Source organism: Oscillospiraceae bacterium NTUH-002-81 (assembly GCA_032620915.1).
Classification (GTDB): Bacteria; Bacillota; Clostridia; order Lachnospirales; family Lachnospiraceae; genus JAGTTR01.
This window is the reverse complement of the sequence record CP136052.1, coordinates 807649-829158: the sequence shown is the minus strand read 5'-3', so window position 1 is coordinate 829158 and position 21510 is coordinate 807649. Positions and strand designations below refer to the sequence as shown.

The window sequence follows — 21510 nt, the reverse complement described above, 5'->3', positions numbered from 1 at the left end:
AAAAGAAACAGCCCCTCTACATCTTATTTCCTTCTGAATATTTCAGCCGTTTAATGGACAAAACAAATATTTCTGCACATACACGAATATATAATAAAAATATTTATTTACCAGAAGTGCGGCAATCGACAGCTTCCTATATTTCGTATACAGATTATTCCTCATAATCACTTTTCGGTTTTTACGCAAAACAGAAATAATAATGCGGGCATCCTCCGAATGCAGGTCATATCCGGTCAGATACATTTTATCCAGCATGACACAGTACGACCACAGCATCCGTGTTCTGGCCAGTGCTTCCAGCTCCGGATAGGTCTCGCTGATATACCGGTAATTTCTCCGCCATACCCGAAGGACATCCCTGTCATTGCGGTTATAAGTACATGTAGTGATACTGTCCTTTCGATGCATATAAATATAGGCACAGTTATGGATCACTACTATCCTGCTGCTCAGCCGCAGCACATTCAGCAGTGTGTAGACATCTTCCGCATGCCTGATCTGTTCAGGAAAACGAAGTCCTGCAAAGAGGCTTTTTCGGTAAAGCCGGTCACACATAGACGTATCTGTTCTTAATACATGAGCGATTGCACCGGCACGATCCAGCAACTCCGTCTCTGCAGAAGGCCTCCATGGAACCCCTTTTCCGTAATCATGAGCCAGATCACATTTCACTACATCTGCCTGATATTCTTCGATTGCATCATGAAGAGCCTTCAGATAATTCTCTGTCACGCAGTCATCACTGTCCACAAAACACACATAGTCTCCGGATGCATGCTGTAATCCCCAGTTTCTGGCCCCACTCACCCCCGGCTTTTCCAGATGCGTTACAATAATTTTTCTGGTTTTTCCCTGCCACCGATCACAGATTTCTCCGGAGCGGTCGGTAGAACCATTATCGATCAGAAGCAATTCGTAATCCTGATAGGTCTGCGCCAGCACAGAACGAATGGCCCGGTCTACATATTTTTCAACATTATAGACCGGCATAATGATACTGATCATGTTTTCTCTCCTTTCATCGCCACACAGCCAGCGCTTTTTTCGCAAGAATGCACAAATATAAATCACCTTCTGAGAGTATCTTCATCCGTTCTCCTTTCCATTTGGAATTGCCCTGCAATACCAGCCAGTGACCCGGCACCATACGATACATGAAACAAAAAATACAGGCACATAAGCTGAAGATTATCCATTAATTTTCCCTCGCCCGAAATGAAAAACAGGTATCCAAAACGAAATATATAGTCAGCTCTCCAATAAACAAAAAGCGTACTTTTATTTACTTGCTCCTCCCCAACCTTTGATAATCACTGTTTTGCATATATTGCAAATTATAGATTTTTTCTTTATTATAACCGAACCCAAATCTCTTTTCTACCGATTTTTTGTATTTCACTTCACCCTTCTTTCGCCTCATCAACAAAATTATTTTTTCTTTCAAACTTATACTTCCGTATACACGAAAACTCCCCCGCCCACGCCTGCAGTCGTGTTCGGGGGAGTTTCCTTTAACCTTTTCAACGATATAGTTATCATATACCATACCGCATCATTGTTCAAGTTTAAATTGTGTTAAGATTATACAAGCTCGATGATTACTTCCATAGCGCCATCACCTTTACGCTGGCCGATCTTCACGATTCTTGTGTAGCCGCCGTTGCGTGTAGCGTACTTGGGAGCGATCTCGTCGAATAATTTTGCCACCAGGTCGATCTCCTTGGTGTTTTTCTTCTTGCCGGCTGCTTTGGTCGGAACCTCAGTTACCGGGTACAGAACCTTGAGCATCTGTCTTCTTGCATGAAGTCTGGACGGCTGGTCTTTCTTGATGGTCTTCTGTACCTCATCGTATACAGTTACCTTCTTGCCATCTTTTACTTCTTTTACTCTCTTGCCATCAGCATCTTTACGGGCAACCTTAGCGGTTACGGTAACAGTGTCAAAGTTGTCTTTCTCTTTGACAGCCAGTGCGATGAGGCCCTCAGCGATGCTGCGGATCTCTTTTGCCTTAGCTTCTGTTGTTACGATCTTGCCTCTGTAGATAAGAGAGGTTACCTGGCTTCTCAGCAGCGCTTTTCTCTGACTGGAAGTTCTTCCGAGTTTTCTATATCCTGCCATTTTATAATTCCTCCATTTGTGGAACACTTATCCATGCTCTTCGGGCTTACTGGGTAAATGCTTTTCGTCCATAAATTTTTAGTTCTCGTCGCTTGGATTCAGCTGAAGTCCAAGCTCTTTCAGCTTCGCCAGTACTTCCTCGAGGGATTTCCGGCCCAGGTTACGAACCTTCATCATGTCCTCGGATGTTCTGTTGCAAAGCTCTTCAACCGTGTTGATTCCGGCTCTCTTCAGACAGTTGTAGGAACGAACAGACAGCTCCAGCTCGTCAATGTTCATTTCCAGAACTTTCTCTTTCTCGTTGTCCTCTTTCTCGATCATGACCTCTGCCGTCTTGGCGTTCTCAGAAAGATCGATAAAGAGACTTAAGTGCTCGCTGAGAACCTTGGCTGCAAGGCTCACTGCCTCGTCGGGAGCCAGTGTTCCGTTGGTGAACACATCTAAAGTAAGCTTATCGAAATCAGTGATCTGACCGACACGTGTGTTCTCAACTGTGAGGTTCACACGCTCAACCGGAGTATAGATGGAATCCACAGCAATAACGCCGATGGGCATATCTTCGGTCTTGTTCTTGTCTGCGCTCACATAGCCGCGACCCTTTGTGATGGTCAGCTCCATGTAAAGCTTGCAGTCTGCGCCGCCGCTTAAGGTTGCGATCACCTGATCCTTGTTCAGGATCTCAATGTCCTGATCTACCTGAATATCCGCCGCAGTAACCACGCCCTCACCCTCGAATTCGATGTACGCCTTCTTAGGCTCATTGGATTCACTGCTGTTCTTGATAGCAAGGCTTTTGATGTTCATGATGATCTCAGTTACGTCTTCCTTCACTCCAGGGATAGAGCTGAATTCGTGAAGGACGCCGTCAATCTTGACCTGGCTGACTGCCGCACCCGGTAAGGAAGACAACATAATTCTTCTGAGGGAATTACCAAGTGTTGTGCCGTAACCTCTCTCGAGCGGCTCAACTACGAATCTTCCGTACTTTTTATCTTCTGAAATTTCAGCAATTTCAATTTTTGGTTTGTTAAAATCGAACACTACAAAGCCCCTCCTTATTTGATTGGGTTAGTATTTACTGAGGGTATTATACTCCTAAATTATTATTTGGAGTACAACTCGACGATAAGCATCTCGTTTACCGGTACATCGATAGCTTCTCTGCTCGGAAGCTCCTTTACAGTACCCTTTAAATTCTCCTGATCAGCCTCTAACCATTCCGGAACGAGTCTGCCGCCGGTAACCTCAAGGATATCTTTGTATCTCTGAGAGCCTTTGCTCTTCTCTCTGATCTCGATCTGGTCGCCAGCCTTGATCAGATAAGACGGGATGTTTACGCACTTGCCGTTTACAAGAACGTGCTTGTGGTCAACGATCTGTCTTGCCTCTCTTCTTGTTCTTGCGAAACCAAGACGGAAGATAACATTGTCAAGTCTGCTCTCGAGCATGATCATCAGGTTCTCACCGGTCATACCCTTCATACGGTCAGCTCTGTCGTAGTAATTACGGAAAGGCTTCTCCAGTACGCCGTAGATGAATTTTGCTTTCTGTTTCTCGCGAAGCTGAAGAGCGTACTCACTCTGCTTCTTACCAGCTCTCTGGGACTGTCTGTTAGATTTTTTATCAATTCCTAAGTAGATCGGATCCATACCAAGGGATCTGCATCTTTTCAGGACAGGTGTTCTGTTCACTGCCATTTTACACTATACCTCCTATTAAGACTAGACTCTTCTGCGTTTCGGCGGACGGCATCCATTGTGCGGAACCGGAGTTACGTCCTTGATGCTTGTAACCTCGAGGCCGCATGCCTGAAGGGCACGGATAGCTGCCTCACGTCCCGATCCGGGACCTTTTACGAATACATCTACGGTCTTTAAGCCGTGCGGTAACGCTGCCTTTGTCGCAGTCTCTGCAGCCATCTGTGCTGCATAAGGGGTAGATTTCCTTGAACCTCTAAATCCAAGACCACCAGCACTTGCCCAGGATAAAGCATTTCCCTCGGTATCAGTCAGGGTAACAATCGTGTTGTTAAAGGAAGACTGAATATGTGCCTGTCCACGTTCAACGTTTTTTCTAACGCGCTTTTTTGTCACTTTTTTTGCAACTTTTTTCGCCATTTTCTAAACTAACCTACGCTTTCTCAAATTATATAAAAATCAGCTTGTTTCTCAAATCAATGAAGATTATTTCTTCTTGTTGGCAACTGTTCTCTTCGGGCCTTTTCTTGTTCTTGCGTTGGTCTTTGTCTTCTGACCACGAACCGGCAGGCCTTTTCTGTGACGGATTCCTCTGTAGCATCCGATCTCCTGAAGTCTCTTGATGTTCATGGCAACATCTCTTCTTAAGTCGCCCTCTACCATGTACTGTTCATCGATAACAGCGCTCAGTCTCTTAACCTCTTCGTCAGTCAGGTCTCTGACACGAGTGTCCGGATTAACATTCGCTGCTGCTAAAATTTTGTTGGCGCTTACTCTTCCGATTCCGTAGATGTAAGTCAGTCCAATCTCTGCACGTTTTTCTCTTGGTAAGTCTACACCAGCAATACGAGCCATTTGATTATTCCTCCATTTTCTAAGCCATCTCCATCACGCAGCTCACTGCTTGCGGGGCAGTGCCTGAAATGTGTGCGCACTTTGAAAGCTTCGCGTCATATTGTTCCTAATTGAGGCATCCAGTGGACGCCCAACCGGGTATCTACCCGATCTTTCCGATACTGATACCACTTTCTCGGTATTAAAAAGCAATATCTCTGTGAATAATCTTCAGTGGGTCTGCTAACTCCCACACTGTCGGAAAGCGATATCCGACGTGAATATATTCTTCATCCGAAGACGGAATTTTCCTCGAATGTTTTGCGGTCCTTCTGTGAAAAAACACAGGTTCCCGCCGTGATCAGTAGCTACAACGCATCCGCGTGGTTCTACTGCAGCCGCACAAAATAAGTTTGAAACACTGGTAATGATCAGCAAGCCTCATTAACCCTGTCTCTGTTTGTGTTTTGGATTTTCGCAGATTACTCTGATGCTGCCTTTTTCTCTTAATGATCTTGCACTTCTCGCAAATCGGCTTAACAGATGACCTAACTTTCATGGAAAACCCTCCTTTCTTATCTTCGGACTCCCGGCTGACGGGTAATTCCGGATGCGCCTTCTCTTCTGTGTCATGCAGACGGACTGCAAATTTTTCCAGTAGAAAATAGACGTATCCAAAAACGTCCGACTTATATTGTAGCAAAAGAGATTCCCAAATGCAAGCGTTTTTTCGGGATTTTGAAAGATTTTTTCATCATTTTTCTATAGAAAAAGGCCCGCAGTGCTCTTTTGGAACACCGCAGGCCGGATCTCTTCTTATTATTTATCTCTCCAGATGATTCTTCCCTTGGACAGATCGTAAGGGGACAGCTCCAGTGTCACCTTATCGCCCGGAAGAATACGGATATAGTTCATGCGGAGCTTGCCACTGATCGTTGCAAGTACCTTATGACCATTCTCCAGCTCTACCTGAAAAAACGCGTTGGGAAGCTTTTCAATTACAACTCCTTCAATTTCAATAACATCAGCCTTAGACATTTTCTGACCTCCATAATTTAATTACTCTTTTGATATCTTCATTGGTAAGCGGCATTCCCTGCGCCAGCTTCTCTGAAAGAAGCGCCGGGATGTCTGCTTTCTTTGCGATATGCATCGGTTTCTTTCGCTTCGGGTGATCCACCGGTTTCAGCCGTCCGTCGCTTAAAGCCACATAGCCGTCCGTGATCCCCGTGATGATGTATAGTTCTCCTTTGTCGTGCCCCGCCCGGGATTCCACGAGCATTCCTGTCTGATATTCCATAACTGCCCCTCTCACCTGCTATTTCACGGACAGAGAAAGAATCTCGGGTTCTCCGTCGGTGATCAGGATCGTATTTTCATAGTGGGCGGACAGGGAGCCGTCCATGGTGACAACCGTCCAGTCGTCATCCATCCAGGCCACCTCTCTCGTTCCCGCATTGATCATGGGCTCGATGGCCAGTGTCATACCCGGCATCAGCTTCAGGCCTCTGCCTCTCTGGCGGAAGTTGGGAATCTGCGGATCCTCATGCAGATGGGTGCCGATGCCGTGCCCCACCAAGTCTCGGACAACACCGTAGCCGAAGCTTTCCGCATAATCGCCGATGGCTGCGGAGATCTCGAAAAAGATGATGTCCTGCCTTCGCAAACTTGATGCCCTCGAAAAAGCTCTGCTTCGTCACTTCGACGAGTTTCTTCGCCTCGGGGCTGCATTCTCCCACCAAATGGGTACGGGCCGCGTCTGAATGGTATCCCTTGTAGATCAGGCCCGCATCCAGGCTGACGATATCACCCTCCTGAATGATGTGATCCTTGTGGGGGATGCCGTGCACCACTTCATCATTGACCGACACGCAGATGGAGGCAGGATATCCATTGTAATTCAGGAAAGAAGGGATGCAGCCGAAGCTGCGGATGACCTCCTCGCCGATGCGGTTGATGTCCATGGTGGACATGCCCGGTTTCAGCGCCTTCTCCATCTCGTTGTGAGTAATTTCCAGAAGCCTTCCGGCCTCTCTCATGAGTTCAATCTCTCTGGTTGACTTAATTGATACTGACATTTTTATGCTCCTAAAATCTTCACAATCGCGTCAAATACGTCGCTCATGTCCACAGTACCATCAACCTCTTTCAGGCAGCCCTGCTTGGAATAGTAATCGATCAGCGGCTGTGTCTGCTCATGGTATACTGCCAGGCGCTTCTTTACGGTCTCCGGCTTGTCGTCGTCACGTAAGATGAGTGCTGCGCCGCATCTGTCGCAGATTCCCTCTTTCTTCGGAGGGATATGTACTAAATGATAGGTAGCGCCGCAGGATACGCAGGCACGTCTGCCGGACATACGGGTCACGATGTTGTCATCCGGCACTTCGATGTTCAGCGCATAGTCAATGGATGTGCCCAGTTTTTTCAGTGCCTCGTCCAGCGCCTCTGCCTGGGGAATAGTCCGCGGGAAGCCGTCCAGTACAAAACCGTTCTTGCAGTCGTCCTGTACGATGCGGTCTGCCACCAGATCTACCACCAGCTCATCCGGCACCAGCAGCCCCTGATCCATGTAACCCTTGGCTTTCTTGCCCAGCTCGGTTCCGTTCTTGATATTGGCACGGAAAATATCGCCTGTGGAAATGTGCGGGATGCCGTACTTGTCGGCGATCATCTTCGCCTGTGTTCCTTTTCCTGCTCCAGGTGCACCTAACATAATAATCTTCATGTGTTGTGTTCCTCCCTTTGGTATATAGTCTTGCTGTTTTGATTATACCCCATTTTTCCCATTTATGAAACATTTTTATAGGGAAAGAAATTCCTTTTATCAATGAAAAAGGATGCCTCACAACCCCTTTGCGGGCCGGAGGCATCCTCTGTGAAGGGGATTGCCCCCTCGTATTTATCCAAAAATGGATTTCTTATGCGAATAGTAGTATTCCGGAATGCTGGACTCAATCTGCTTGAGGGTCTCGAGGATGACACCCACAATGATGATGATCGAAGTTCCACCAAAGGAAACACTTGCGCGGAAGACACCGTTGAAAATGAACGGGATCACCACGATGATCAGCAGGCCGACTGCTCCGACAAATACTGTGTAATTCAGAATGCTTGTCAGATAATCAGTCGTGGGCTTGCCCGGACGGATGCCCGGAATGAAGCCGCCCTGTTTCTTGATATTGTCTGCAACCTCGATCGGGTTGAAGGTGATCGATGTGTAGAAATATGCGAAGAAAATACAAAGGGCTACATAAATCACAAGTCCGATACTGTATACCGGCTGCTGAGGATTACACCAGTTGGAAGAATTCAGCGTCCGCAAAATCTGTCCGCCAATTCCCGTACCGCCGTCCACACCGGCGAAGCTTGCAATAATGCCAGGCATCTGCATCAGGGATGATGCGAAGATGACCGGAATCACGCCTGCGGTGTTGACCTTCAGCGGAATGTGGGAGGACTGTCCGCCCACCATCTTGCGGCCCTGCATTTTCTTGGAATACTGTACAGGGATTCTGCGCTCGCCGTCCTGCAGGAAAATGACAAGAACGACAACCACGAGAATGATTGCAATGATGATCGCTGCACAAAGCACGCCGACAGCCACATTCTTATTGAATACGAACTGTTCAAACAGAGTAGCCAGATCACTGGGCACTCTGGACAGAATGTTGATCAGCAGGACGATGGAAATACCATTGCCGATGCCCTTCTCACTGATCCGCTCGCCGATCCACATGAGGAATGTGGAACCTGCGATGAATGCAGCGATCACGACAACACAGTTGACAAAATTGTACTTCTCCAGAAGTCCTCTTCCGCCAAAACCGATGGTCATGGCCGTACCTTCGATGAAGGCCAGCAACACTGTCGTGTAACGGGTAATCTTGTTGATCTTCTGTCTGCCATCTTCTTCCTTCTGCATCTCTTCCAGCTTCGGAATCGCAATGGTCAGAAGCTGGATGATGATGGAAGATGTAATATAAGGGCTGATGTTCAATGCGAAAATGGACATTGAAGTGAAGGAGCCCCCGGTGAATGCGTCAAAGAAATTCAACGCATCCCCCGACTGCTGCGCAAACCACGCAGCGAAATAACCGCTGTTTACCCCAGGAACCGGAATCTGCGATCCGATACGGATCACAATCAGCATTAAAAATGTAAAGAATATCTTTTGTCTGATATCTTTGATTTTAAATGCGCTCTGGAGAGTTTTAAGCATTAGATCACCTCAGCTTTTCCACCGAGAGCCTCGATCTTAGCAGCTGCTCCAGCACTGAAAGCATTTGCCTGAACGGTAAGCTTTTTGGTTAATTCTCCATTTCCAAGAATTTTAACGCCGTCTCTCGGATTCTTTACGATGCCTGCCTCAACAAGTGTCTCAACAGTTACAACTGCATCGTTGTCAAATCTCTCAAGTGCGCTTACATTGATCCCAACGATCTCAACAGTATTTCTGTTTGTGAAACCTCTCTTGGGAATTCTTCTGTATAACGGCATCTGGCCGCCCTCAAAGCCCGGTCTCTTTCCGCCGCCGGAACGAGCCTTCTGTCCTTTGTGGCCTTTGCCAGCTGTCTTGCCGTTTCCTGAACCATGTCCACGGCCTCTTCTGAAATTATCACTCTGTTTGGAACCGTCTGCCGGTCTTAAGTTTGATAAATCCATTGTGGCACCTCCTTATCTTATTCTGCCCGATTAAACCTCTTCTACTTTTACCAGATGTCTTACCTTCTGGATCATACCCTTTGTTGCATCGGTATTCGGTAAAACATTGGATGCGTTGACTTTCTTCAGTCCAAGTGCCTCAACGGTAGCTCTTGTCTTCGGAACAGCACCGATCGGGGACTTTACTAAAGTAACTTTAATCTTGTCTGCCATTTTGCTCTTCCTCCTTAGCCTACAATCTCTTCAACAGATTTTCCGCGGAGTCTGGCTACTTCTTCCGGAGTCTTCAGCTGACGCAGGCCCTCGATGGTTGCCAGAACAACGTTCTGCTTGTTGTTGGAGCCGAGGGATTTTGTACGGATATTCTTGATTCCTGCAAGCTCGATGACTGCACGCGCCGGACCACCAGCGATGATACCGGTACCTTCCGGAGCTCTCTTCAGAAGCACGCTTGCGCTGCCGAACTTTCCGATAAAATCATGAGTAATACTGTTATTCTCATCCAGGCTTACTGTGATGAGCTTCTTTGCTGCGTCCTCTTTTCCTTTGCGGATTGCTTCCGGAATTTCTGCAGCTTTTCCAAGGCCAACACCTACATGACCCTGTCCGTCACCTACTACTACCAGAGCGGTGAAGCGCATGTTACGGCCGCCTTTAACTACCTTGGTTACACGCTTGATCGTCACGACCTTGTCCTGTAACTCAAACTGGCTGGCGTCAATGATCTCATGTCTCATGTGTTCTTCTCCTCCTCACCTTAGAAATTCAGACCAGCTTCTCTTGCTGCATCAGCGAGAGCCTTGATCTTGCCCTGGTATATAAATCCTCCTCTGTCGAATACAACAGAAGTAATGCCTTTTTCCAAAGCTTTCTTTGCAATTACAGTTCCGAGGTATGCTGCTGCCTCAACGTTGTTGGTCTTTTCCAGTTCTGCTTTAACATCACTCTGCAGTGTGGAAGCTGAAACGAGAGTATTTCCAACCGTATCGTCAATGATCTGAGCATACATATGATTATTGCTTCTAAACACAGCTAAACGCGGTCTCTCGGCAGTGCCGCTGAAACGATTGCGTAATTTTCTATGTTTATTTACGCGAACTTTCGCTCTTGATTCTTTACTAACCATTTTCACACTCTCCTTATTTATTTCTTACCTGTCTTACCAACTTTACGCCGGATCACTTCATCAGCATACTTGATGCCCTTGCCCTTATAAGGCTCAGGTCTTCTCTTGTCTCTGATCTCAGCAGCGTACTGGCCAACTTTTTCTTTATCGATACCCTTAACGATGATCTTGTTCTGTCCCTCAACGACAGCCTCGATACCTTCCGGATCGGTCATCTCTACCGGATGGGAATATCCAAGGTTCAGAGTTAATGTCTTGCCGGACTTAGCAGCACGGTAACCAACACCGTTTACTTCCAGAATCTTCTCATAACCCTTCTCAACGCCCTCAACCATGTTGTGGATCAGGGTTCTGGTCAGACCATGTAAAGATTTCATTTTCTTTAAATCGTTGGGTCTTGTAACAACTACATGACCATCCTCGACTTTGATTTCCATTTCTGCAGGTAATACTCTTTCAAGAGTTCCCTTAGGACCTTTAACCGTCACTTTATTATTTTCTGCGATCTCTACAGTTACACCTGCCGGAATCGCGATTGGCATTCTTCCTATACGTGACATGCCCGTACCTCCTTACTTAAATTCTCAGGGAATGTGCCCTGTTTTCAGTCTTCTGATTACTAATTTTTAAAAGCTTTTAAGTTCATAGCACTCCAGACACTTCATAAATATTAGAATATCAAGTATCTTCATTTTTGTAAAAGCTCAATGCACACCATGGTCACTAAATTCGCCGCCTCGCTTCGCTTGGCGCTCATTAAGTGTCCAGGTGGGCTTTCGCACTAACCTCTGCCTTCGCCTGACGGCTCGGCAGTCGCTAAGTGCTCAATGCCTACCAAACAAATGCCAGAACTTCTCCGCCTACGCCAAGCTCTCTAGCCTTTTTGTCGGTTACAACGCCCTGGTTTGTGGAGATGATAGCCACACCCAGTCCGCCAAGTACCTTCGGCAGATCCTCTTTGCCAGCGTATACACGTAAGCCGGGCTTGGAGATTCTCTTAAGGCCTGTGATAATCTTTTTCGTTCTTGTCTTTTCCGTATTTCAGAGTTACACGGATGGTAGTGAAGTTGCCGTCCTCTACCAGATCATATTTCTTAATGTATCCCTCATCAACAAGGATGTTTGCGATTGCAATTTTCATCTTGGAAGAAGGGATATCTACTGTATCATGTTTCGCAGTATTCGCGTTACGAATTCTTGTAAGCATATCTGCAATCGGATCACTGATCATCATGATTTTATTTCCTCCCTTTCTTACCAGCTGGCTTTCTTAACGCCAGGAATCTGTCCTTTGTATGCTAACTCGCGGAAGCAAATTCTGCAGATTCCGTATTTTCTAAGGTACGCATGTGGACGTCCACAGATTCTGCAGCGTGTGTATTCTCTTGAGGAGAACTTTGCAGGACGCTGCTGTTTCAGTTTCATTGCTGTCTTAGCCATGAATGTTCCTCCTTATTATTTAGCAAACGGCATGTTGAATAATGTCAGCAGTTCACGTGCCTCTTCATCCGTCTTGGCAGTGGTAACGAAGATGATATCCATACCTCTTACCTTGTCTACCTTATCATACTCGATCTCAGGGAAGATCAGCTGCTCTTTGATACCGAGAGCGTAGTTACCTCTTCCGTCGAATGCGTTCGGGTTGATACCTCTGAAGTCACGTACACGGGGCAGAGCCAGGTTGATCAGACGATCAGCGAACTCATACATTCTCTCGCCTCTTAAGGTTACTTTACAGCCGATAGCCATGCCTTCTCTGATCTTGAAGTTTGCAACGGACTTCTTTGCTCTTGTCAGAACAGCCTTCTGGCCGGTGATGGTCTCAAGATCCTTAACAGCAGAATCTAATACTTTCGCATTATCCTTTGCCTCGCCTACGCCCATGTTTACAACGATCTTGTCGAGCTTCGGCACTTCCATAATGTTTTTATATCCGAACTTTTTGATCATAGCGTCTACGATCTCGTTCTTGTAAATTTCTTTTAATCTACTCAACTTTTAGCGACCTCCTCTCTTAATTAATCGATAACCTCGCCGGTTGATTTTGCAACGCGGACTTTCTTGTCCCCATCCATCTTGTAGCCGATTCTGGTAGCTTTTCCCTTATGAACGTACATAACGTTGGAAGCATCCAGCGGGCTCTCCTGATGCAGGATTCCGCCATTCTGGTTGGCAACGCTGGGCTTTGCATGCTTTGTGATCATGTTGATGCCCTCAACGATAACTGTGTTGTTTTTCGCATTGACTGCCAGAACTTTACCCTCTTTGTCTTTATCCTTACCGGCAATTACCTTAACGGTGTCGCCTTTTTTAATCTTCATTGCAGACATTCCGGTACCTCCTATAATACTTCCGGAGCTAAGGAAACAATCTTCATAAACTGTTTCTCACGAAGCTCTCTGGCTACTGGTCCAAAAATACGAGTTCCTCTTGGAGTCTTGTCGTCTTTGATAATAACAGCTGCATTCTCATCGAATTTAATATAAGAACCGTCTTTACGACGTGCGCCTTTAACCGTACGTACAACGACTGCTTTTACTACGTCGCCTTTTTTAACAACGCCGCCTGGTGTTGCATCTTTAACGCTGGCAACAATGACATCGCCGATGTTTGCGTATCTTCTTGTGGATCCGCCCATCACACGGATGCAGAGCAGTTCTTTTGCACCGGTGTTGTCGGCAACTTTAAGTCTAGTTTCCTGCTGAATCATGCGGATGTACCTCCTTATTATATTCCGTGCTCACACACGATCAATTATTTCACTTTCTCTACGATCTCAACAAGTCTCCATCTCTTGTCCTTGGACAGCGGTCTTGTCTCCATCACTTTCACCGTATCACCGATGCTGCACTCATTGTTCTCATCATGAGCTTTTAACTTGTAGGTGCTTTTTACGACCTTATTGTAAAGCGGGTGCTTTACGTGCTCTTCAACAGCTACTACGATGGTTTTGTCCATCTTATTGCTGATTACTTTGCCTGTACGTGTTTTTCTCAGATTTCTTTCCACGGTACTGATCTCCTTTCCTGAAATCTTTCCACGCTGCCGGGTATGTCATATACCGGCACGCGAACATGGAAGATTTTATTGATTACTGAGCAGCGTTTGCCTTCTCAGTGATAATTGTCTGGATTCTTGCAATCGTCTTTCTGACTTCTTTGATTCTGCTCGTGTTATCCAGCTGATTGGTTGCGTTCTGGAATCTTAAGTTGAACAGTTCCTTTTTAGCAGCTACTAATTCTTCATTTAATTCCGAAGCAGATTTTGCTCTTAACTCTTCTACATATTTATTAATTTTCACTGTTTTCACCGCCTTCTAACTCTGCGCGAGAAACAACTTTGCACTTAACGGGAAGCTTATGAGTCGCAAGACGCAGAGCTTCTCTTGCTGTTTCTTCTGGAACGCCGGAAATCTCAAACATTACACGACCGGGTTTAACAACTGCTACCCAGTACTCAAGTGTTCCTTTACCGGAACCCATACGTGTTTCAGCAGGTTTTGTGGTTACTGGTTTATCCGGGAAAATCTTGATCCAAACTTTACCGCCACGCTTGATGTAACGGGTCATGGCAACACGGGCTGCCTCAATCTGGTTGGATTTGATCCATGCTGGCTCTAAAGCGACAATACCGTACTCACCGTTGGAAATGGTGTTTCCTCTCAGGGCTTTACCTTTCATGGAACCACGGAACTGTTTACGACGCTTTACTCTCTTTGGCATTAACATTATTTATCGCTCCCTTCCTTTGCTGCTTTCGTTGGAAGAACTTCGCCTTTGTAGATCCAAACCTTTACGCCAAGTTTGCCGTAGGTGGTATCTGCCTCTGCGAAACCATAGTCAATATCTGCTCTTAATGTCTGAAGCGGGATAGTTCCCTCGCTGTAGAACTCGGTACGTGCAATATCTGCGCCGCCGAGACGTCCGGATACAGCGGTCTTGATACCCTTTGCACCAGTCTTCATCGTTCTGCCCATGCAGGACTTCATAGCACGACGGAAGGAAACACGGTTCTCAAGCTGGCTAGCGATGTTCTCAGCAACGAGCTGAGCATCTCTGTCCGGTCTCTTTACTTCTTTGATGTCAACGATGAGCTTCTTGTCTGTGCAAGCTGCAAGCTCTGCTTTGACTTTCTCGATCTCTGCGCCGCCCTTACCGATCACAAGACCCGGTTTTGCGGTGTAGATGATGATCTTTACTTTGTCAGACGCTCTCTCGATCTCGATCTTGGAAACGCCTGCGCTGTATAATCTCTTCTTCAGGAATTTTCTGATGTTATAATCCTCAATTAAGCAATCAGCGAAATCGCCTTCTGCATACCATTTGGAATCCCAGTCTTTAATAACACCGACTCTTAAACCATGCGGGTTAACTTTCTGTCCCATGATTTGTCCTCCTTATCTCTCATTCAGCACGATGGTGATGTGGCTCATTCTCTTCTCGATTCTGTAAGCCCGGCCCTGTGCTCTCGGTCTGATTCTCTTCAATGTCGGTCCTTTGTTCGCATAGCACTCTTCAACGTAGAGCTTGCTGATATCCATTCCATTGTTGTTCTCTGCGTTCGCGATCGCGGACTTTAATAATTTCTCTATAATACTTGAAGCATATCTCGGATTATAAGCTAAAATTCCAAGTGCTGTCTGTACATCCTTACCTCTGATGGCATCCAAAACAAAGCATGCTTTCTGAACGGAGACTCTTGCGTAAGATAACTTAGCTGACGGTCTTGTATCCTTATTCGCATTTCTTTCTCTCTTAATCTGGGATCTATGTCCTTTTGCCATGGGAAGAAACCTCCTTTCAAATTATGATACTAACGTACCTTCGATTTCTTTTCGTCTTTTCCATGTCCTCTGTAAGTTCTGGTTGCAACGAACTCACCGAGCTTGTGTCCAACCATATCCTCGGTAACATATACCGGAACATGCTTTCTTCCGTCATGAACAGCGATCGTATGTCCCACGAACTGAGGGAAGATCGTTGAACGACGGGACCAGGTCTTGATTACCTGTTTATCTCCTGATGCGTTGGCTGCTTCAACCTTCTTCAGCAGGCTTGCATCTGCAAATGGTCCTTTTTTTAATGAACGAGCCATGATATACCTCCTTATTTGATCGTTTTACCGTCTCTTCTTCTTACGATTAACTTATTAGACTGCTTGTTTTTCTTTCTGGTCTTCAGACCAAGAGCAGGCTTGCCCCAAGGTGTGCACGGGCCCGGACGACCGATACCAGTCTTTCCTTCACCACCACCATGCGGATGATCATTCGGGTTCATAACAGATCCACGAACTGTCGGGCGGATACCCATGTTACGCTTACGACCTGCTTTACCGATATTCACGAGGTTGTGCTCAGCATTGCCAATAACGCCGATGGAAGCGCGGCAGATGATCGGCACCATTCTCATCTCACCAGACGGTAATCTTAAGGTTGCATATTTGCCTTCTTTTGCCATTAACTGTGCGCTGTTTCCTGCGGAACGAACCATCTGGCCGCCTTTTCCAGGATGCAGCTCGATATTGTGTACCTGAGTACCAACGGGGATCTGGGACAGCGGCAGGCAGTTACCAACCTTCACCTCTGCGTTCTCACCGTTCATAACCTTCATGCCAACCTGCAGACCCTGAGGAGCCAGGATGTAAGCCTTCTCGCCATCCTCGTAGCAGATGAGAGCGATGTTAGCTGTACGGTTAGGATCGTACTCGATACCGATTACGGTAGCGTGGATATCATCTTTCTTTCTCTTGAAATCGATGATTCTGTATTTTCTTCTGGAACCGCCTCCGCGGTGTCTAACTGTAATCTTTCCCTGATTGTTACGACCTGCATTTTTCTTTAAAGGAAACAACTAAGGACTTCTCCGGTGTGGACTTTGTGATCTCAGAGTTGTCAACGCTGGTCATATGTCTTCTGGAAGGTGTATATGGGCCATAAACCTTAATTCCCATTACTGTCACTCCTTTCGATTCTCTTCAAATTATTTCGTATCGCGCTTGTATGCGCATAGGTTATTCAGTCCTCTGAGGGGCTGACGTGCATTCCGCATTCCTGTCAGAATGACGGGTATGTTCGCTCAACTAAGCTCAAACTACGCTTAACGCTTGTTTTCGCTAAGGTTCGCGAACGGCGTTCTCACTAGGCTCTGACTGCGCTTTCAGCTTGTCATCGCCAAGTGTTTACAGTCCTTCAAAAATCTCGATATCTTTGCTGTCAGCTGTCAGCTGAACGATTGCCTTTTTGGTCTTAGCGGTCTTACCAAAGGTCATGCCGCGTCTCTTATTCTTGCCGTCGAGATTCATGGTGTTTACGCTTGCAACCTTGGTGCCTGCGAACATTTTCTCAACTGCCTCTTTGATCATGGTCTTGTTTGCTTCCGGATGAACCAGGAATGTGTATTTCTTCTCACCCATAGCGCCCATGCTCTTCTCGGTTACTACCGGTTTGAGGATGACATCATAGTACTGAATGCTTGCCATTATGCGTACACCTCCTCGATTTTCTCAACTGCTGCCTTTGTAGCAATTACGGTGTTGTATTTCATCACATCATAGGTGTTGATGGTGTTGATCTGTGTTGTCTTTACATCCGGGATGTTTCTTGCGGAAAGTACAACCTTCTCATTGTTCTCGTCTAATACTACGAGAGCCTTCTTCACCTTGAAGCTGTCTAATACAGCCTGGAACTTCTTGGTCTTGATCTCGTCGAACTTCAGCTCGTCTACAACGATGAACTTGTTCTCCTGTACTCTGGATGTCAGAGCAGATTTCAGAGCCAGTCTTCTTTCTTTCTTGTTCAGTCTGAAAGAATAATCTCTCGGAGTGGGAGCGAATACTACGCCGCCGCCTGTCCACTGCGGAGCTCTTGTCGAACCCTGTCTAGCATGACCGGTTCCTTTCTGTCTCCAGGGCTTTCTTCCGCCGCCGGATACTTCGGAACGAGTCTTAGCTTTCTGTGTTCCCTGACGATTATTTGCAAGCTGACTTACAACGGCCATGTGTACAAGATGCTCGTTCACTTCTACGCCGAACACTGCATCATTTAACTCCATCGTGCCAACTTCTTTACCTTCGATATTGTAAACAGATACGTTTGCCATCTGTGTGTTCCTCCTTTCCTGTTAAAACCTATTTCGCAGACTTAACAGTCTCTTTGATGGTTACCAGGGATTTCTTCGGTCCCGGTACTGCGCCCTTCACCAGAAGCAGATTCTTCTCAGCATCTACGCGAACAACTTCAAGGTTCTGGATGGTGATCTTCTTGCTTCCCATGTGTCCAGGCATCTTCTTTCCTTTGAATACCTTACTCGGATCGGAGCAGGCACCATTGGAACCCTGATGGCGGTGGAACTTGGAACCATGAGCCATAGGTCCTCTGTGCTGGTTGTGTCTCTTGATTGCGCCCTGGAATCCCTTACCTTTGGAAATAGCAGTTGCATCGATCTTGTCGCCTGCGGCGAAGATGTCAACCTTGATCTCCTGAGCAAGTGCATACTCCTCAGCGTTGTCAAACTTGAACTCTTTGACAAATCTCTTGTTTGTTACGCCAGCTTTCTTGAAATGACCCTGCATAGGCTTGTTCACAAGCTTCTCTCTCTTCTCGCCGAATCCAACCTGAACTGCTGCGTATCCGTCGTTCTCAACGGTCTTTACCTGTGTTACAACACACGGACCAGCCTGCAGTACGGTTACGGGAGTGAGAACTCCATCTTCATTGAAGATCTGGGTCATGCCGACTTTGGTTGCTAAAATCGCTTTCTTCATTCTTTTTACCTCCTGTTAATCTACAGCGGATTAGGTCGCCTGTGGCTTCCCAATCATCCTAGAACAGTGGATATAAGTGGAACATTTTAGCCATGTTGCTTCTATATCAACCCTTCAGGATTACTAACTAATTAATTGGGGAAGAACTTATTTGTTCTTCATTTTGATATCAATGTACACACCTGCGGGCATTTCCAGTCTGGAAAGTGCATCAACCGTCTTCTGTGTCGGTGCGATGATATCGATCAGTCTCTTATGAGTTCTCTGCTCGAACTGCTCTCTGGAATCTTTGTACTTGTGTACTGCACGGAGAATGGTAACAACCTCTCTCTTTGTCGGCAGCGGCACCGGTCCGCTCACCTGTGATCCATTTTTCTTAACAGTTTCGATGATTTTCTTGGCAGATGCATCAACAAGCTGATGATCATATGCCTTGAGTGTGATTCTCATTACTTGACTTGCCATAAAAAAAGTCGCCTCCTTTTCGTACTATTCAAACTCAGTACGACAAGCGGTGACTGTACACTCTTCCGTGTGTGTCGCTGTATACCCACACGTGGTTTCCGCAATCTGCGGACCTTATTCTATATTGTACAGTGACTTGTCGCCAGTTTCCTAACTTGACATTCGCTCCACGGAAAACCTGCCAATACAGTGGCAGCAACCTCGCGCTTCAACGCTATCATGTCACAGCAAATATTATTATATAAGAAGATTCCGAAATATGCAAGTATAAATTTAAATTTTTTTGTGAAAAGTTCAGTCATACGTTTCGCGGGCAGATTTCGGGCTTGCACGAAAATCTGTCTGTGAAAACGGATGAACGGAGCGCCATATCATGAACGATCTCTTCTATATAAATAATAGAAGAAAGGGAAGCCGTCAAACGGACTCCCCTGTATGTGTTTCTTCTATATAATATAGGCTGCACTTATCTCTTCTTCAAAGAAGCTTCCATGGCCTCATATTCTTTCACGATCTCCTCGGACGGCGCCTTGGTCAGCAGGCTCACCACCACCAGCACCACCAGGCCGATGACGAATGCCGGAAGCAGTTCATACACGGCCAGCACACCGCCCATGGGCGCTACACCGTATTTCCATACGAAGACGGACACACCGCCGGCGATCATGCCTGCCAGCGCGCCCTGGAAGTTGGTGCGTTTCCAGAAAAGGGAGCAGAGCACCAGCGGGCCAAAAGCGGCACCGAAACCTGCCCAGGCGAAGGATACGATACCGAAGATGGAGCTGGACGGATCTCTGGCAATGATAACGCCCAGGATCGCGATGCCGATGACGGTCAGTCTGGCTGCCAGCATGCTTGTCTTCTGGGACATTTTTTTATGCAGGGCTTCCTGTAAAATGTTCTGAGACACGCTGGAAGCTGCTGCCAGCAGCTGGGAATCAGCGGTAGACATGGTGCTTGCCAGGATACCTGCCAGTACCAGTCCGGCCATCAGTGCCGGGAAGATGCCGTGGCTTGCCAGCACGTTGGCGATCTGGATGATGATGGTCTCGGTGTTGGAACCGGTCAGCTCCGGTACCATGCCCTGTTTTGTCAGGGCATTTCCTACAATACCGATGCACACGGCGATGGCCATGGCAATGGTTACCCAGATGGAAGCTACCCGGCGGGAAAGGCTTAATTTTTCCTCATCCTCAATGGCCATGAACCGCAGCAGAATATGAGGCATGCCAAAGTAGCCCAGGCCCCAGGCCAGTGTGGATACGATGGTGAAAAGAGAATACGGAGCTGCCGTGTTGCCGTCTGCCACATGGGTGGAGGTGAAGGAAAGGTATCCGGCCAGTCCCTTGGCATTCTCTGCCACAGCGCCGATGCCGCCTGCGCTGATGGTGGCATAGCCCAGCACAAAGAGCAGGGCAAACGTCATAATGATGCTCTGGATAAAGTCTGTGGTGGATGCCGCCAGGAATCCGCCTGCTGCCGTGTAGCCGACGATGACAATGGCGGAAATGATCATAGTCACCATGTAGTCTGCACCAAACAGCGAGTGGAACAGCTTGCCGCAGGCTGCAAAACCGGAAGCCGTGTACGGCACAAAGAATACAACGATCATCAGCGCTGCCACCGTGGACAGGATATGCTTCTCATCCCGGAACCGGTTAGAGAAAAACTGCGGCAGTGTGAAGGAATCTGTCATATGGGTGTAACGACGGATTCTTTTTGCTACCAGCAGCCAGTTCAGATAGGTGCCCACAGCCAGTCCAATGGCCGTCCAGCCCACATCCGCCACACCGGACAGATAGGCAAGGCCCGGCAGACCCATGAGCAAATAGCTGGACATATCAGATGCCTCGGCACTCATGGCTGTCACCAGCGGCCCCAGCTTTCTGCCGCCCAGATAAAAGTCGGCTGCCGACTCATTCTTTTTGGCAAAACGGAATCCCACCACCAGCATGCCGATCAGGTATACACCAATGGTAAGTAAAATACAGATAACCGATGTACTCATTCTCTACATCCTCCCCTGGAAACGATTTATTGTGACAGTATAGCACAGTTTTTTCCCAGATGCTATTTGAGAACAAAAAATAGACTGAATTCTATACGGTATTCTCACCAAACATAAGAAAACCGCGTAAATATAAGGAATTCAGCCTGTACGTTTTATCGTATTTATTTAATTCTATAAAAACCGTCAAAAAATTTTGTGAAATATTTTGCTGCATTTATTCTGCACGGATGCTCTGTAAAAACATGGGCATCAGTTTTCCGGCATACTCCCGCAGGGAATATTCTCCGTTGCAGATGCACCAGTCGTACAGCAGCGCCCGCTCACAGAGGGCATAGATCTTGGCGATCTCGTTGGCCGACATGCGGGTAGTCAGCTCCCCGTCCCGCTGCCCCTTCGCGATGAGCTCGTTCAGCAGCCGGTAATAGATCCGGTTCTGATCCAGCAGATGCTTCTCGCCCTTCGTCACCAGCTGGGAGGAATACATGGATGCCAGCAGCTCCCGGGAGACGCTGGTCTCGATCATGCCAAATAATTCCTGATTCAGATAGAGCAGCTTCTCAAAGTTCCCCATCTCCTCCGGCATCTCCTGAATCAGTTCCTCGTATTTGTTGTCAAAAAGCTCCGACAGCGAAGTCAGAAGCGCATCCTTCCCTTTAAAATAATGATAAAAGGTTCCCTTGGATGTGCCAGACGCCCGGATGATCTCATCCACCGTCGTATCGTCATAGCCCTGCTCGTAGAACAGCCGCCATGCCGCACTCACAATATTTTTCTTTGTCTTGCGCTTTTTATCCTTCGCCATCTCACTGATCCTTTCCCCATACAGGTATAAC

General features: G+C 47.0%; 31 protein-coding genes and 4 pseudogenes. All 35 read right to left on the bottom strand.

What is annotated here, in order from left to right; translation table 11 throughout:
- Positions 1–42 precede the first annotated feature (42 nt).
- Positions 43–1008 carry a glycosyltransferase family 2 protein gene (locus RJD28_04060; protein WNV58706.1) on the bottom strand — a complete coding sequence of 322 codons (966 nt, stop codon included), beginning with the start codon at positions 1006–1008 and terminating at the stop codon, positions 43–45.
- A 576-nt stretch (positions 1009–1584) separates the two neighbouring features.
- On the bottom strand, positions 1585–2121 hold the full coding sequence (locus tag RJD28_04055; GenBank protein WNV58705.1) for a L17 family ribosomal protein: 537 nt from the start codon (positions 2119–2121) through the stop codon (positions 1585–1587).
- A gap of 78 nt (positions 2122–2199) precedes the next feature.
- Positions 2200–3162: a DNA-directed RNA polymerase subunit alpha gene (locus tag RJD28_04050; protein ID WNV58704.1), complete on the bottom strand. Its 963-nt coding sequence runs from the start codon at positions 3160–3162 to the stop codon at positions 2200–2202.
- A 62-nt stretch (positions 3163–3224) separates the two neighbouring features.
- Positions 3225–3818, bottom strand: coding sequence for a 30S ribosomal protein S4 (gene rpsD, locus RJD28_04045; protein ID WNV58703.1), 594 nt, complete (start codon positions 3816–3818; stop codon positions 3225–3227).
- A 24-nt stretch (positions 3819–3842) separates the two neighbouring features.
- Complete coding sequence (rpsK, locus tag RJD28_04040) at positions 3843–4238, bottom strand: 30S ribosomal protein S11 (GenBank protein WNV58702.1); 396 nt, start codon at positions 4236–4238, stop codon at positions 3843–3845.
- 66 nt (positions 4239–4304) lie between these two features.
- A complete protein-coding gene (rpsM, locus tag RJD28_04035) occupies positions 4305–4673 on the bottom strand; it encodes a 30S ribosomal protein S13 (GenBank protein ID WNV58701.1) in 369 nt (122 codons plus the stop codon).
- A gap of 423 nt (positions 4674–5096) precedes the next feature.
- Positions 5097–5211: pseudogene (rpmJ, locus tag RJD28_04030) on the bottom strand (50S ribosomal protein L36).
- 260 nt (positions 5212–5471) lie between these two features.
- Positions 5472–5690, bottom strand: coding sequence for a translation initiation factor IF-1 (gene infA, locus RJD28_04025; protein ID WNV58700.1), 219 nt, complete (start codon positions 5688–5690; stop codon positions 5472–5474).
- Positions 5683–5952, bottom strand: coding sequence for a KOW domain-containing RNA-binding protein (locus RJD28_04020; GenBank protein WNV58699.1), 270 nt, complete (start codon positions 5950–5952; stop codon positions 5683–5685). The genes infA and RJD28_04020 overlap by 8 nt, the downstream gene beginning before the upstream one ends.
- An 18-nt stretch (positions 5953–5970) precedes the next feature.
- A pseudogene (map, locus tag RJD28_04015) lies at positions 5971–6649 on the bottom strand (type I methionyl aminopeptidase).
- Between the two features lie 83 nt (positions 6650–6732).
- Positions 6733–7377 (bottom strand): adenylate kinase, encoded by a 645-nt coding sequence (locus RJD28_04010; protein WNV58698.1) that lies wholly within the window; start codon positions 7375–7377, stop codon positions 6733–6735.
- Positions 7378–7551: 174 nt separating this feature from the next.
- A complete protein-coding gene (gene secY, locus RJD28_04005; GenBank protein ID WNV58697.1) occupies positions 7552–8871 on the bottom strand; it encodes a preprotein translocase subunit SecY in 1320 nt (439 codons plus the stop codon).
- Positions 8871–9314 carry a 50S ribosomal protein L15 gene (gene rplO / locus RJD28_04000; protein ID WNV58696.1) on the bottom strand — a complete coding sequence of 148 codons (444 nt, stop codon included), beginning with the start codon at positions 9312–9314 and terminating at the stop codon, positions 8871–8873. The genes secY and rplO overlap by 1 nt, the downstream gene beginning before the upstream one ends.
- Positions 9315–9344: 30 nt before the next feature.
- Complete coding sequence (gene rpmD, locus RJD28_03995) at positions 9345–9527, bottom strand: 50S ribosomal protein L30 (GenBank protein ID WNV58695.1); 183 nt, start codon at positions 9525–9527, stop codon at positions 9345–9347.
- Positions 9528–9541: 14 nt separating this feature from the next.
- Positions 9542–10051: a 30S ribosomal protein S5 gene (gene rpsE / locus RJD28_03990; GenBank protein ID WNV58694.1), complete on the bottom strand. Its 510-nt coding sequence runs from the start codon at positions 10049–10051 to the stop codon at positions 9542–9544.
- Between the two features lie 20 nt (positions 10052–10071).
- A complete protein-coding gene (gene rplR, locus RJD28_03985; protein ID WNV58693.1) occupies positions 10072–10440 on the bottom strand; it encodes a 50S ribosomal protein L18 in 369 nt (122 codons plus the stop codon).
- Positions 10441–10457: 17 nt separating this feature from the next.
- A complete protein-coding gene (gene rplF, locus RJD28_03980) occupies positions 10458–11000 on the bottom strand; it encodes a 50S ribosomal protein L6 (GenBank protein ID WNV58692.1) in 543 nt (180 codons plus the stop codon).
- A gap of 271 nt (positions 11001–11271) precedes the next feature.
- Positions 11272–11674, bottom strand: a pseudogene (gene rpsH / locus RJD28_03975) (30S ribosomal protein S8).
- A 20-nt stretch (positions 11675–11694) separates the two neighbouring features.
- A complete protein-coding gene (locus RJD28_03970) occupies positions 11695–11880 on the bottom strand; it encodes a type Z 30S ribosomal protein S14 (GenBank protein ID WNV58691.1) in 186 nt (61 codons plus the stop codon).
- 15 nt (positions 11881–11895) lie between these two features.
- On the bottom strand, positions 11896–12435 hold the full coding sequence (gene rplE / locus RJD28_03965; GenBank protein ID WNV58690.1) for a 50S ribosomal protein L5: 540 nt from the start codon (positions 12433–12435) through the stop codon (positions 11896–11898).
- A 23-nt stretch (positions 12436–12458) separates the two neighbouring features.
- Complete coding sequence (rplX, locus tag RJD28_03960) at positions 12459–12770, bottom strand: 50S ribosomal protein L24 (protein WNV58689.1); 312 nt, start codon at positions 12768–12770, stop codon at positions 12459–12461.
- A gap of 11 nt (positions 12771–12781) precedes the next feature.
- Positions 12782–13150, bottom strand: a complete 369-nt coding sequence (gene rplN / locus RJD28_03955; protein ID WNV58688.1) for a 50S ribosomal protein L14 — start codon at positions 13148–13150, stop codon at positions 12782–12784.
- Between the two features lie 44 nt (positions 13151–13194).
- On the bottom strand, positions 13195–13449 hold the full coding sequence (gene rpsQ / locus RJD28_03950; GenBank protein ID WNV58687.1) for a 30S ribosomal protein S17: 255 nt from the start codon (positions 13447–13449) through the stop codon (positions 13195–13197).
- An 82-nt stretch (positions 13450–13531) separates the two neighbouring features.
- Entirely contained in the window at positions 13532–13741 is a 210-nt protein-coding gene (rpmC, locus tag RJD28_03945; protein WNV58686.1) for a 50S ribosomal protein L29, read from the bottom strand.
- Positions 13731–14168 carry a 50S ribosomal protein L16 gene (rplP, locus tag RJD28_03940; GenBank protein WNV58685.1) on the bottom strand — a complete coding sequence of 146 codons (438 nt, stop codon included), beginning with the start codon at positions 14166–14168 and terminating at the stop codon, positions 13731–13733. The genes rpmC and rplP overlap by 11 nt, the downstream gene beginning before the upstream one ends.
- Positions 14168–14824 (bottom strand): 30S ribosomal protein S3, encoded by a 657-nt coding sequence (rpsC, locus tag RJD28_03935; protein ID WNV58684.1) that lies wholly within the window; start codon positions 14822–14824, stop codon positions 14168–14170. Before rpsC ends, rplP begins: the two co-directional genes overlap by 1 nt.
- A 12-nt stretch (positions 14825–14836) precedes the next feature.
- The gene (gene rplV, locus RJD28_03930; protein WNV58683.1) at positions 14837–15223 is read right to left on the bottom strand and encodes a 50S ribosomal protein L22; all 387 of its coding nucleotides are present in this window, start codon (positions 15221–15223) and stop codon (positions 14837–14839) included.
- A gap of 29 nt (positions 15224–15252) precedes the next feature.
- Complete coding sequence (gene rpsS, locus RJD28_03925; GenBank protein ID WNV58682.1) at positions 15253–15534, bottom strand: 30S ribosomal protein S19; 282 nt, start codon at positions 15532–15534, stop codon at positions 15253–15255.
- Positions 15535–15545: 11 nt separating this feature from the next.
- Positions 15546–16389: pseudogene (rplB, locus tag RJD28_03920) on the bottom strand (50S ribosomal protein L2).
- A gap of 228 nt (positions 16390–16617) precedes the next feature.
- Complete coding sequence (gene rplW / locus RJD28_03915; protein ID WNV58681.1) at positions 16618–16917, bottom strand: 50S ribosomal protein L23; 300 nt, start codon at positions 16915–16917, stop codon at positions 16618–16620.
- On the bottom strand, positions 16917–17537 hold the full coding sequence (gene rplD / locus RJD28_03910) for a 50S ribosomal protein L4 (GenBank protein ID WNV58680.1): 621 nt from the start codon (positions 17535–17537) through the stop codon (positions 16917–16919). The genes rplW and rplD overlap by 1 nt, the downstream gene beginning before the upstream one ends.
- 28 nt (positions 17538–17565) lie before the next feature.
- Complete coding sequence (rplC, locus tag RJD28_03905) at positions 17566–18201, bottom strand: 50S ribosomal protein L3 (GenBank protein WNV58679.1); 636 nt, start codon at positions 18199–18201, stop codon at positions 17566–17568.
- A gap of 147 nt (positions 18202–18348) precedes the next feature.
- Positions 18349–18666, bottom strand: a complete 318-nt coding sequence (gene rpsJ, locus RJD28_03900; protein WNV58678.1) for a 30S ribosomal protein S10 — start codon at positions 18664–18666, stop codon at positions 18349–18351.
- 466 nt (positions 18667–19132) lie between these two features.
- A complete protein-coding gene (locus RJD28_03895) occupies positions 19133–20674 on the bottom strand; it encodes a sodium/proline symporter (protein ID WNV58677.1) in 1542 nt (513 codons plus the stop codon).
- Positions 20675–20891: 217 nt separating this feature from the next.
- Entirely contained in the window at positions 20892–21479 is a 588-nt protein-coding gene (locus RJD28_03890; protein ID WNV58676.1) for a helix-turn-helix domain-containing protein, read from the bottom strand.
- Between the last annotated feature and the right edge of the window lie 31 nt (positions 21480–21510).